General features: G+C 38.1%; 13 protein-coding genes. 5 read left to right on the plus strand and 8 right to left on the minus strand.

Going from position 1 to position 12,293, the window contains the following annotated elements:
* Both I2F31_RS09920 and rimI read left to right on the plus strand, forming a co-directional pair.
* On the plus strand, positions 1–198 hold a 198-nt coding region (locus I2F31_RS09920; protein ID WP_456050362.1), incomplete at its 5' end, for an EF-Tu C-terminal domain-related protein.
* A gap of 82 nt (positions 199–280) precedes the next feature.
* The gene (gene rimI / locus I2F31_RS09925) at positions 281–739 is read left to right on the plus strand and encodes a ribosomal protein S18-alanine N-acetyltransferase (RefSeq protein WP_195769190.1); all 459 of its coding nucleotides are present in this window, start codon (positions 281–283) and stop codon (positions 737–739) included.
* Here the strand turns inward: rimI and I2F31_RS09930 are convergent.
* The 3 genes from I2F31_RS09930 to trxB all read right to left on the minus strand — a co-directional run bounded on the left by I2F31_RS09930 (position 736) and on the right by trxB (position 3,334).
* Positions 736–1,554 (minus strand): arginyltransferase, encoded by an 819-nt coding sequence (locus I2F31_RS09930; protein WP_195769191.1) that lies wholly within the window; start codon positions 1,552–1,554, stop codon positions 736–738. The genes rimI and I2F31_RS09930 overlap by 4 nt on opposite strands.
* Before the next feature lie 20 nt (positions 1,555–1,574).
* Positions 1,575–2,312 carry a leucyl/phenylalanyl-tRNA--protein transferase gene (gene aat, locus I2F31_RS09935; protein ID WP_195769192.1) on the minus strand — a complete coding sequence of 246 codons (738 nt, stop codon included), beginning with the start codon at positions 2,310–2,312 and terminating at the stop codon, positions 1,575–1,577.
* A gap of 74 nt (positions 2,313–2,386) precedes the next feature.
* Entirely contained in the window at positions 2,387–3,334 is a 948-nt protein-coding gene (trxB, locus tag I2F31_RS09940) for a thioredoxin-disulfide reductase (RefSeq protein WP_195769193.1), read from the minus strand.
* A 407-nt stretch (positions 3,335–3,741) separates the two neighbouring features.
* Between trxB and I2F31_RS09945 the strand changes: the two genes are divergently transcribed.
* From I2F31_RS09945 to I2F31_RS09955, 3 genes are all read left to right on the plus strand, one after another.
* Complete coding sequence (locus I2F31_RS09945) at positions 3,742–4,632, plus strand: amino acid ABC transporter substrate-binding protein (protein WP_195769194.1); 891 nt, start codon at positions 3,742–3,744, stop codon at positions 4,630–4,632.
* 658 nt (positions 4,633–5,290) lie between these two features.
* Complete coding sequence (locus I2F31_RS09950) at positions 5,291–8,218, plus strand: DNA translocase FtsK (RefSeq protein ID WP_195769195.1); 2,928 nt, start codon at positions 5,291–5,293, stop codon at positions 8,216–8,218.
* A 42-nt stretch (positions 8,219–8,260) separates the two neighbouring features.
* A complete protein-coding gene (locus tag I2F31_RS09955) occupies positions 8,261–8,887 on the plus strand; it encodes a LysE family transporter (RefSeq protein ID WP_195769196.1) in 627 nt (208 codons plus the stop codon).
* A gap of 36 nt (positions 8,888–8,923) precedes the next feature.
* On the opposite strand, the gene I2F31_RS09960 is transcribed toward I2F31_RS09955, so the two are convergent.
* The 5 genes from I2F31_RS09960 to I2F31_RS09980 form a co-directional block, all read right to left on the minus strand.
* Positions 8,924–9,211, minus strand: a complete 288-nt coding sequence (locus I2F31_RS09960) for a PA4642 family protein (protein WP_195769197.1) — start codon at positions 9,209–9,211, stop codon at positions 8,924–8,926.
* Between the two features lie 86 nt (positions 9,212–9,297).
* Complete coding sequence (minE, locus tag I2F31_RS09965; RefSeq protein ID WP_195769198.1) at positions 9,298–9,570, minus strand: cell division topological specificity factor MinE; 273 nt, start codon at positions 9,568–9,570, stop codon at positions 9,298–9,300.
* 2 nt (positions 9,571–9,572) lie between these two features.
* Positions 9,573–10,385: a septum site-determining protein MinD gene (gene minD / locus I2F31_RS09970; protein ID WP_195769199.1), complete on the minus strand. Its 813-nt coding sequence runs from the start codon at positions 10,383–10,385 to the stop codon at positions 9,573–9,575.
* Between the two features lie 64 nt (positions 10,386–10,449).
* A complete protein-coding gene (gene minC, locus I2F31_RS09975) occupies positions 10,450–11,163 on the minus strand; it encodes a septum site-determining protein MinC (protein WP_195769200.1) in 714 nt (237 codons plus the stop codon).
* 89 nt (positions 11,164–11,252) lie between these two features.
* Positions 11,253–12,293 (minus strand): ion transporter, encoded by a 1,041-nt coding sequence (locus I2F31_RS09980; RefSeq protein WP_195769201.1) that lies wholly within the window; start codon positions 12,291–12,293, stop codon positions 11,253–11,255.

Raw genomic sequence — 12,293 nt, forward strand, 5'->3', positions numbered from 1 at the left:
CAGTTCTATTTCCGTACAACTGACGTAACTGGTGCGATCCAGTTGAAAGAAGGCGTTGAAATGGTAATGCCAGGTGACAACGTTGAAATGTCAGTAGAATTGATCCACCCGATTGCGATGGATGCAGGTCTACGTTTTGCGATCCGTGAAGGCGGTCGTACTGTAGGTGCTGGTGTTGTTGCGAAAGTAACTGCATAATCACTGAAAAGTAAAAAAACGCTCCTTAACAGGGGCGTTTTTTTATGCCAATGGTTATTTATATGTATTGTGAGGTGGTTAAATGATTCGAAAAATGAGAAAAGAAGATGTCAATGCGGTATATGAAATTGAGTCAAAAGTACAGTCACACCCATGGTCTAAGCAACAATTCTTAGAAGCGACAGAAAGTTATGCTTCTACGGTCATTGAAATAAATCAAAAGGTTTGTGGCTTTTGCATTTTACAGCCTGTATTAGATGAAGCGAATTTATTGCTTATGGCGATTGATTTAAAAATGCAAGGCCAAGGTCTAGGTTATCAACTACTTGAGGCATCTATGAATCAGTTGGCTAATTCACCTGTGCAAATATTCTTAGAAGTACGCCAGAGTAATACACATGCGATTGCACTGTATGAAAAGTCAGGTTTTCATCAGATTGATATCAGAAAGAACTATTATCCACTTGAGAATGGTGGGAGAGAGCATGCTGTTATTATGGTAAAGTCATGTATAGATGATTTTAAGGCCTTATTTTCTTAGGCTTGTTCAATAATTTCTTGCCAGTTTGCAGGAAACTTATTCATGAGTGATTCACCAAGCTTTGCAATCTCTTCATGTGTGAGTGCTCGATTAAACGTTTGCCATTCACCATCAATCAAGAGATCAAAGGGTAAATACTGAGATTTATAATTCATTTTTTTTGAATGAGGAACCCAATAGCCTAAGTAAACAAAATCTAGGTTGAGTGAATGCACATATTCAATTTGCTTGAGTATGGTAAATACACCTAAAGATCTTTTACTTTCATCTGGGTCAAAGAAGGTATATACCGCAGATAGACCATCATCAAGTACATCACAAGTTGCAACGCTGAGTAATTGTTGTTCTTTCCAAAGTTCTAAGAAGAAACTTTCCGTACAACTATTGACTAAGAAGCTTTTAAATTGTTCAGGGCTTGGGGGGTACATGTCACCATCTTGGTGGCGTGCATTAATATATTTTTCATACAGTTGGTAGTGTTTCGCTGTTGCCTCAGAAACAGGGCGTATCTTCATTTCTAAGTCTTTATTTTTCTTTAAAGTTTTCTTTTGTTGGCTATTCATTTGAAAGGCGTCAACAACAATACGGCAAGACAAACATTGCCTGCATGAGTGGCATTCTGGTTTGTAAACGTAGTCACCACTACGGCGAAAGCCTGTTCTAGATAAATCAGATAACGTGAGTACATCAATTTTTTGTGTTGGATCTAAAAACACCATACGAGATGGTTTGTAGCTTAAATAGCTACAGTCGTGAGATGGGCTGAGAAAGTATTGAAGTTCAGCTAAGGAGAACTTTGAATTATATGTATTCACTTATTGGTCCTCTTAGTTATTTACTCAATGAGTAATTGTTGGTTTTTTGCAATGCTACCTGTTGAAAATACACTGTCTTGATATTTTTGCCAATCTATTTGCAGTTGTTTTGTTACATATTTTAACGATTTTAGATATTGCTCACGAGGGATAGTCGTTGCACCTAGGCTTATAAGGTGGTCATTTTCGAGTTGGCAATCAATCCATGAGAGTTTTTCTTGTTGCCCAATGAGCATGAGCGTGTAAAAAGCCATTTTCGAAACATCGGTTTTAGTACTGAACATTGACTCACCAAAGCAACCTTTGCCAATACTTACACCGTATAAGCCACCAATCAGTTCTTGCTCTTGCCAGACCTCTATACTGTAGCCAAAGCCTGCACGAAATAGGTCAGTGTATCCTTGAATAATATCTTCACTAATCCACGTATCTTCACTATAGCTTCTAGGCATCGCACATTGGCGTATGACCTGTTCAAATGCATGGTTCACCGTAATATGGTAGTTGTATTTTTTCATATTACGCAGTAATGATTTACTGGGTTTGTAATGTGTGGGTTCAATAATACAACGTGGTTCGGGACACCACCAACAGATGGGGTCATCTTCATTAAACCACGGAAATAACCCATTTTTGTATGCTTCAAAAAGCGTAGAAATGCTCAGATCAGCACCAATACAAATCAACCCTTGCCCATCTGGGTCTGTTGTGATTGGGTCGGGAAAACCATATTGTGATGGTGCGATAGTATTTTGCATAATAGATGCGAACGTCAGATGGTGTGGGAGGGAAGCGGTCGTATCAATATATATACAACCGCTTAAGTTGACTGTTATAGGTTGTCTAGATATTTTTCTGCATCTAAGGCAGCCATACAGCCTGATGCTGAAGATGTAATGGCTTGACGATATACACTGTCTGCAACGTCACCTGCTGCAAATACACCAGCTACAGAGGTCGCAGTTGCATTGCCAGATGTACCACTTGCAATTTGGATATAGCCATCACGAAGTTCAAGTTGATCTTTAAACATTTCTGTGTTTGCCTTATGTCCGATGGCAACAAATAGACCCTGTACATCTACTGTTTGAGCTGAGTCATCTTGAGTCGATTTTAAACGTACAGAGGTTACACCTGTTTGGTCACCAAGTACTTCATCCACTTGATGGTTCCAAATAATAGAAATTTTACCTTCTTTTTCTTTTTCAAAAAGATGGTCTTGTAAAATTTTCTCTGAACGTAAAGTATCACGACGGTGCACTAAAGTGACATGTGCGGTGATATTGGATAAATAAAGTGCTTCTTCTACAGCAGTATTACCACCACCAACAACCATCACATTTTGGTTTTTGTAAAAAAATCCATCACAAGTTGCACACGCACTGACACCTTGACCCATGAATTTTTGTTCTGATTCAAGACCTAAATATTGTGCAGTTGCACCTGTTGCAATAATTAAAGCATCACAGGTGTATTCACCCATATCGCCTTTAAGGGTAAATGGACGATTTTTGGTATCTACTTCATTGATATGGTCATATACCAATTCTGTACCAAAGCGTTCAGCATGTGCCTGCATACGCTCCATTAAGGCAGGACCAGTGAGGCCTTCAGGATCCCCAGGCCAGTTGTCTACTTCCGTTGTTGTGGTCAATTGACCACCAAGTTGTAAGCCTGCAATAAGTGTTGGTTTGAGGTTTGCACGTGCGGCATAAACTGCTGCGGTATAGCCTGCTGGGCCTGAACCTAAAATGATTAAGCGCGAGTGACGAGAGCTCATGATCTATTCCTTTATTGATATGTCAATATTTTTATAAATTATACGTGAAAGTTGCTTGAGTTTGTGTAGATGATTGTATGTATGCTTTATGGATTAAATCGTTTTGTATGATTTAGTCTATAAATCATACATTAGTGGGTCAGGTTGAAATAATGTAGGTGTTGTATCGATAGGACTTTGTAAATTGGATTGATTCTTGCAGTATGATTGCGAGGACTTATTCTCGGCATTTACATGGTGGGACGTGCCATGTTGTGGTTGGTTAAGTCATTGTTTATATGATTTGTAATATGTCTATATACATTAAAGGATTTTAATACATGGCTTATTATAAATGAGGTAGCCTTAGGTTCATCGTGTTACGTTATTAAATATTTAAACACACTTCAATCAGTAGGGGTTTTTTAATGGGTTTTTTATCTAAATTTACATTGGTTTCAACCTGTTTTTGTACCATTTTTATTGGTACGACACACGCAACAGATACCTTAGAAAAAATAAAAACAACAGGTACACTCGTTGTGGGGCATAGAGATTCATCTGATCCAATTTCATATACTGCTGACGGTAAAGTGATGGGCTATGCAATCGATATTTGTAAGAATGTTGCAGATGAGATCAAAAAAGAGCTCAATATGCCTAATTTAAATGTGGAATATAAGTCTGTCACTTCGGCAAATCGTATTCCTGAGCTATTGCAAGGAAATATTGATATTGAATGTGGTACTACAACGAATACCAAACAGCGTCAGCAACAAGTTGCTTTTTCAACGAATTACTATGTTACTGAAGTACGTATGGCAGTAAAAGCAAATTCAGGTGTGAAGAATATTGCAGATTTAGATGGAAGAACTGTTGTGACGACACAAGGAACAACTTCAGATAAATACATCAAGCTGAATGAACGAGGGCAACAGGTCAATGTTAGAAATGTTTATGGGAAAGACCATGCAGACTCATTTGCTATGCTAGCTTCGGGCAAAGCAGAGGCATTTGTCATGGACGATAATACACTTGCAGGTTTAATTGCTAAATCAGCAAATCCAAAAGAGTTTGCAATTGTCGGCCCAGTTTTATCTTATGAACCATACGGTATTATGTTGGCAAAAGGAGATACCAAGCTAAAAGCATTAGCAGACCGCGTTGTGACAGGTATGTGGAAATCAGGTCAAATGGATAAACTGTATAAAAAATGGTTCCAGTCTCCAATTCCACCTAAAAATATGAATCTAAATATGCCTCAAAGTGATTCATTTAAGCGTTTAAAAGAGCGTCCAACAGATGCAGGCATTGTGTAAGTATTATTATTTTTAATCGGGTAGAGGCGTTTTTATATGCCTCGTTGCCTGATTTTATAATATATTTATTGAATGAATCCTTCTCTTTAAAAGCTTCACATTATATTAACCCCTAGTTCATTTAAAGCGTATTTTTAGGGTCTATACTGTTTCTAACAAGAGCAATAATTATATCCAATAACGTCACTTCATTTATGCTTGTTAAATCGAATACCGTAAAATAACTTTAGAGTAGAGCTTGATTGACTACACCGTGTTTTATTATTTAGCCTGCTTAGCGTTTTAATAAAAAAGATTAAAAAAAGAAGAATAAGACCTATTGTAATTTTTATCATTATCACTCTTTTTACAAGTAAAGCGACTTTTCATCTGCTGAATTGACTGTAGCTTTATAGAATTTTAAAACATTTGATCTTTGAATATTTTGGGTATTGGTAAGTGATTAAGAGTCTGCTTAAGAAATATTTTTAGGTATTTATCGTACCAGACTTATTAATCAGAAAATGCACCACAGTATTACATAATAAGTACTGATCAGCCGTTTTTTTGAGATATATTTATGTGTTATTGACTTTCGAGTTTAGCTATACTGAGTCAACCTATAAAAAGTAATTTACTTTTACTCCATTTTATCAATTTATTAATAACAGGAAAGTGTATGACTGCGGTGTCGAGTGTATATGCACAGCGTTTTATTACTACATTATTCTTGGTTTCTTTTGGCATATATTTATTTTTAGCAACAGTAACGTATACGCCATTTGACCCAGGTTGGATGCATATTTCGAGTGACACGCAGCAAGTTTCAAATGCCAGCGGGGTTGCAGGTGCTTGGATTGCAGACTTACTATTTGGGTTTTTAGGGTGGGCGAGTTTACTCATTCCATTATTCTTTTTTATAGAAGCCATTCAATTGTGGTGGCCTCATAGTTTTTTAAGTAGACCGTTTCGCTATGCGGCACAGTTTTTTATTCTATTGGCTACATCAAGCCTGCTGTATTTATTTTGGCATATTCCAAATGATGCATTAGATAATGCATCAGGTGGTATTATTGGTTATGAAATTGGTGCGAATTTAGTTCAACTATTGACCATTTATGGTGCGGGTGTATTTTTGATTGTGTTGTGGAGCATGCTTTTTACACTGGCTTTTGGCATACAGTGGCATAAAACATGGGCAACATTGAAAGCGACACCAAGTTATTTACAAGAGTTGTTTTATCGTAATGTGCCTGATAGCGAAGCAGACTATGATCTGACGCTGAAGACAGTGAAAAAGAAACGCAGCGAACCTAAAGTTGACACAGAAGAAAAGCAAGAAACATCATCGGAGCATGTAGAAAATATTCCAAATACGGTATCTACGGTTGAAGTCAATGACCCAACTGCTGAAAAACTATTTGCCAATTTAGTGAAGCAAGAACAGCTTCAAAGCAACAAAGCCACATCGAAGACAGAAAGAATAGAGCCTGTACTTACAGCAATGCCTGCCTCTGAAAAAGTGGTAGAGTCGGGTGAGATTTGGCGTGCTTTAGATCCACAGCAGGATGAACAGCATCAACAAGATATAGATGCTTTATTAAAACTTGCAGAAGATCAAAAAGAAGCAGTCACGCATGAGCAAACTGCAGAAACGAAAAAGCCTGCTCTCGACTGGAATGATGAAAAGATTTTTAATGAGTTATTAGAGGCTGTACCACAACATCAGCAAGAAACTACGATTACTTATGCAGAATCTACACCTGAACATCAGCAAACGCATATAAATACACCGCTAAGTCTAGAGGTCAAAACAGACGATCAGCATTTACAAGACATTGAAAAGTTACTTGCTACAGATACAGTTGTACCTACACAGTCTGTAGAACAGCAAAGCATAACCAAAACGATGACGAGTTATGCACAATCTTCAGCATTTGTACAAGCAAATATTAATACTGATTTGAATCAGCCTTTATCGAAACAAGAGTTTGTTGAGGCATGGCAAGAAACTGCAGGTGTTCCTGAAACAGAAGAAGATGACCTTGATGCACCACTGACAGATGCATATGGTCGACCAATGTCGCGTGCCATGCAAGTGGTGAAAAAACGCAGTGGTTTGTCACCAATCCCAGAAAAAACGTTACTTGATAAAGTTGACCCAAACAAGAAAATCAATTTTACCGAAGAGCAGTTGGCTCGATTGTCTGAATTGTTAGAAATTAAATTACAAGAATTTAATGTCAAAGCAAAAGTAGTTGAAGCCCAACCAGGCCCTGTCGTAACGCGTTTTGAGTTAGACTTAGCACCCGGGGTAAAAGCCTCTAAAGTGACTAACATTTCGAGAGATTTAGCGCGTTCAATGTCTATGGCTTCTGTGCGTGTGGTAGAAGTCATTCCAGGTAAGCCATATATTGGTATTGAAGTACCAAACAGTAGTCGTGAAATGGTACGTTTAACAGAACTACTAGATACAGAAGACTACTTGAACCCCAATAACTTAATTAGCGTGGCCATGGGTAAAGACATTTCAGGTCGTCCTGTCTTGGCAGATTTGGCAAAAGCACCACACATGTTAGTAGCAGGTACGACAGGTTCGGGTAAATCTGTGGCAGTCAATGCCATGATTTTATCTATGTTATTAAAATATACCCCGAATGATTTACGTTTGATTTTAATTGACCCTAAACAGCTTGAACTTGCTAACTATAGTGATATTCCACATTTACTTACGCCTGTGGTCACAGACATGAAAGATGCTGTGAGTGCATTGAATTGGTGTGTAAATGAAATGGAACGCCGTTATAAACTGATGTCATTTTTAAAAGTACGTAAAATTGTAGACTATAACCGTAAGGTTAAAGAGGCGATCATGTCGGGTGAAGATCTGATCGATCCTACTTGGAAGCCAAGTGATTCTGCAACCCAAGAGCGTGCACCACGCTTACAAACGTTACCAATGATTGTCATTGTGGCAGATGAATTTGCAGACATGATTATGCAAGTGGGTAAAAAAGCCGAAGAGATGATTACGCGTTTGGCACAAAAGTCACGTGCGGCAGGTATTCACTTGCTCCTTGCTACGCAAAGACCTTCTGTAGATGTGATTACAGGTCTGATTAAAGCCAACATTCCAACGCGTGTGGCATTGCGTGTCAATAGTAAAATTGACTCTCGTACCATTTTAGATGCCGGTGGAGCAGAGGATTTACTTGGTCATGGTGATATGCTGTTTTTAGGGCCGGGTAAGATTGAACCTGAACGTGTGCATGGTGCATTTATTAGTGATGATGAAGTAAACCGTATTTGTGATGCATGGCGAGAGCGTGGTGACCCAGATTATGTAGATGAAATCTTAACGCCGTATGATGAAGAACCAACATCTAGAGGTAGTGGTGGCGAAGATGGTGAGTCTAACCCTGATACAGATGTACTATATGACCAAGCAGTCGCTTTTGTACTAGAGACACGTAAGGCAACAGCATCATCCATACAGCGTAAATTTAGTTTGGGCTACAATCGGGCTGCTCGTTTAATTGACAGTATGGAAGAAAATGGCATTGTGAGTGCAATGGGTGCAAATGGTAAACGTGATATTTTGGTATAATCACATTTTTATTGTTCTGATTTAAATAAGGTAAAATATTCGATGTTTGCTGCACTATTCACGCTAGCACTGATTAACTTATGTGCATTACTTACACCTGGGCCAGATTTCTTTTTAGTGACGCAAACCGCAATCAGTCGCTCTCGTAAGGCGGCTTTAGCGATTGTGTTGGGTGTAACGGCAGGCGTGGTGTTTTGGGTCACTTTAACACTACTTGGTTTAAATATTTTATTTGAGCAAGTGGCTTGGTTAAAGCAAGTGATGTTTATTGGTGGTGGTGCATATTTAACATGGCTCGGTATTCAATTATTGCGTACAGCTTTTAGTAAGAGTCAAACGACAGCAGAGCAAAAAGATATTTTAGGCACTGAAGCAAGTTTATGGCATTTCTTTTTTAAAGGGTTTTTGACCAATTTGTCTAATCCTAAAGCAATTATTTATTTTGGTAGTGTCTTTACTTTATTTTTAGCCAATCCAGCTTTAGAAGATGCACATTTTTTACTGTTTTTAATTGTGGTTGCAGAAACCTTTTTATGGTTTTTAATTGTTACCTTTGTATTTTCTTTGCCACGTTGTAAAGCATTTTACCAACGCTCTATCCGTTGGATTGATGGGCTTTCTGGTGGGTTGTTTACTATATTTGGCTTATTTTTAATGAATAGTCGCTAAGAAAAAAGCCTTGTTTCTATCACAAGGCTTTTTATTTTACATAAATTTTTCTAAGACGCTTAAAAACTCATCTCTTTGCTTTGGAAACTTAGCAATCACTTGGTAGATGTTTTGGCCTTCGGCATTTTGGGCTAAAACATCTCGCCCATCTTGCTTAAATTGGGTTAATAGTCGTTCAAAGTCGTGTGCACGCATGTGCTTAAATGCATTATAGAGTACATAAAAGTCTGCATTTACCCCTGCTGGCGGTATGTGATTTAAGTAGGCAAATACTCGTTCATCTGGCCATTCTTCGTTAAACGTTGCTGGCTGGGACACTGCCATGGCTGGCTCCTCAAATAATAAAAAGGCAAAATAAAGTATGCTTTATTTTGCCTTTAAATGTTGAATGATGCTAATCAGTATTCAGATTAACGGTCTTCAGGTAAATTGATATTCATTTCAAGCATTTCTAAGTTTGCTTCAGAGCGAACTTGCATTTGAATGTGCTGTTCGTCCACACCGCGAACATAACGATTGACTACTTGCATGATCTCTAATTTCATTTGGTCAATTTTGTCTTGACTTAAGCGACGTCCAAGCCCCTGCTCAGAAGCAACAATAACTTTTAAACGGTCTTTTGCAGTTTGAGCACTGGTTTGACGATCATCATTACCAAAAAGTTTACCCCAAAATCCTGCCATAATTATGCTCCAAATAAACGTGCCAACCAGCCCTTAGGTTTGACTGTGATATGGCGGTATGGTCTCTCTTCCCCAAGAAAACGTGCAATTAGATCATCGTATGCTTGGCCAGCTTGTGCTTCTTTATACAAGATCACAGGTTTTCCTTCATTAGATGCTTGTAAAACGCTACTACATTCAGGAATAACACCAAGTGTTGGAATACGTAAAATGTCTTTAGAAATGTCATCAATGGTGAGCATTTCTTGACGATCTGCACGTTCAGGGTTGAAACGAGTAATACATAAATGCTTACGTATACGACCTTCATTTTGTTCAATTTTTTTTGTTTTGCTGTCAAGCATACCAATAATTCTGTCCGAATCTCGAACGGATGAAATTTCTGGGTTGGTGACAATAATCGCTTCATCTGCATAGTACATGGCTAAAATAGCACCACGTTCAATCCCTGCAGGTGAGTCACACACAATATAGTCAAACTCTTGTGAAAGCTCTTCCATCACACGAGCAACCCCTTCGTCTGTGAGTGCATCTTTATCTCGTGTTTGTGATGCAGGTAACGTATATAAGTTCTCAATCTCTTTATCTCGAATGAGTGCTTGTTGTAAACGTGCTTCATTATGAATGACATTTACAAAGTCATAAACGACTCTACGCTCACAACCCATAATCAGGTCTAAGTTACGCAATCCTACATCAAAATCGACAACGACTGTTTTGTGGCCACGCAAGGCTAAACCTGTTGCAAAAGATGCACTTGTTGTAGTTTTACCCACGCCACCTTTGCCTGATGTTACGACAACAATTTTGGCCACCGAATCCACTCCTATTTTAGTCATTTGTGTGCAAATATTTTTTAGTTTAACCCATGTTTATACATTAGATTTCTAATGCTTCAAATACAAGCTTTTGCTGCTCATTTAAGTAAATATGTGTTGCTTTTTTTTGTACATGTGGCGGAATGTCTTCTGAAATGCAGTATGTTCCTGCAATGGAGATCAGCTCTGCATTTAACGCTTGGCAAAAAATGCGTGCTTTGGTATCACCACTTGCACCTGCAATGACTCGACCTCTCGCACCGCCATAGATATAGATATTACCACTAGAAATAACTTCAGAGCCACTATTCATGCTGGCGTTTAAAATGACATCGCCGTGGTCTTGTACCAAACATTGGCCTGTACGTAACATTTCATTGTGGTAACAGGTCGTATAGGCAACGGTTTTTGGGACTTGGGCAACTGGTTTTTCAGGGTCTATGTTGCTTGTATCTATTGTAATGTGTTGTTCTTCAGTGGGCTTGATACGTTGTAGTGGGCGGTCAGATGGTAAAACAGGAAACTGAATACTTCTTGCTTGAGCACCCAGTAGGCCATCAATCACCGCCATGGGTTGTAGGTTTAAACTGACTAAAAGTTGAATCAGGGAAATAAGTTCTTGCTCTACAGTACTATCAATAATGACCACAGCACCATGTGATGCTGTGTCATCGAGTATTTTTGTGAGTTGCTGGCGTATAATATTTTCGTCATTGGTGTCGAAGGTTAGCCTTGAGAAGTTAACCATTCTGCCAGTAACACGGATGTCGGCCATAATATTTCCTTAAATTGGCTTAAAGCGAGGGAAAACGAAGCCAAAAATACATATCATATGTTTAAATAAAATGTTTTTTATACAATGCATTATGTATTTTTATTTTCTGTTGCTTTTAAAACCTGTTGCCATTGTTTCACTTTCACTTGCTTCTGTATAGATTCTAAACTTTCATAGACAATAGATTCAACTAACTTTTCTAAGGATTGGTTATTTATGTTGATGTTGCTCACTTTATTTGCAATTTCTGTGTACAGCATATTTGGTTGTTCTACAGAACCAGTAGTGAGTGTTGTCAAAATGCTATCGGTGAGATTCTCAGCAAGGCGTTTACCAATATGTTGTACTTGATCTTCAATTTTTCCACCAATAATGGGGAATAAACGTAAGAGTTGATGTACCTCGGAAGTGTTTGAAATGGCTTGTTGCACCATTTTTCCCATCTGTTGACGAATGTCATATCTGTGTTTTTGTAGATTTGTAGCAAGGTTTTCTTGTAAAACTTCAGCAATGGTTTGTGCAAAGAGGTCTTTATGGTGCTCAACCAATTTGTGAATCGTTTTCTTATGTGTACTGCTATGATCTAATTCATTTTTTACACCATCAAGTACGTTAATGACTACACGGTCAGAAATTTCCTCAATCACGACATTGTAGTAAAATTGTATGCTGTCATACCATGAACTTGGAATAACTTTATAACCGAGCTGATATAGTCGGTAAATAATTAAACCCGCCCGTAGTAGGCGTAAAAAACGCAGTTGTGGGAAAATCGCAAGTACTTCGTACCAATGCACAAATGGAAAGAAAAACCATTTGGTATAATGCTTACGAGCAATTGCAATCCCCCAACGTATCAGTAGTTCTACGATTAAAAAACAGATAAACCAGCTTTCTGTGAGTTCTACCCAAGGGTGTAGGGTTTGTTGATAAGCATTAATGATTTCGCTATGCTGAATGAGACTAAAAAACCACTGAGAAAAATGACTCATTAAAATTGCATTGCCGATCAAACACAGCAAATTCACAAAAATAATGACCATCATAAATATGTCATAACCTAGATATACTTTCCAAACCCAAGAATCTTTATTGATGTGATGGAATTTATTGCGAGTAAGTTTTGACAT

It is taken from the genome of Acinetobacter rathckeae (genome assembly GCF_015627125.1).
Classification (GTDB): domain Bacteria; phylum Pseudomonadota; class Gammaproteobacteria; order Pseudomonadales; family Moraxellaceae; genus Acinetobacter; species Acinetobacter rathckeae.

Coding starts and splice junctions, on each gene's coding strand:
- rimI (WP_195769190.1), top strand. CDS start 281: ATGATTCGAAAAATGAGAAAAGAAGATGTCAATGCGGTATATGAAATT.
- aat (WP_195769192.1), bottom strand. CDS start 2,312: ATGCAAAATACTATCGCACCATCACAATATGGTTTTCCCGACCCAATC.
- trxB (WP_195769193.1), bottom strand. CDS start 3,334: ATGAGCTCTCGTCACTCGCGCTTAATCATTTTAGGTTCAGGCCCAGCA.
- I2F31_RS09945 (WP_195769194.1), top strand. CDS start 3,742: ATGGGTTTTTTATCTAAATTTACATTGGTTTCAACCTGTTTTTGTACC.
- I2F31_RS09950 (WP_195769195.1), top strand. CDS start 5,291: ATGACTGCGGTGTCGAGTGTATATGCACAGCGTTTTATTACTACATTA.
- I2F31_RS09955 (WP_195769196.1), top strand. CDS start 8,261: ATGTTTGCTGCACTATTCACGCTAGCACTGATTAACTTATGTGCATTA.
- I2F31_RS09960 (WP_195769197.1), bottom strand. CDS start 9,211: ATGGCAGTGTCCCAGCCAGCAACGTTTAACGAAGAATGGCCAGATGAA.
- minE (WP_195769198.1), bottom strand. CDS start 9,570: ATGGCAGGATTTTGGGGTAAACTTTTTGGTAATGATGATCGTCAAACC.
- minC (WP_195769200.1), bottom strand. CDS start 11,163: ATGGCCGACATCCGTGTTACTGGCAGAATGGTTAACTTCTCAAGGCTA.
- I2F31_RS09980 (WP_195769201.1), bottom strand. CDS start 12,293: ATGTCAAAACTTACTCGCAATAAATTCCATCACATCAATAAAGATTCT.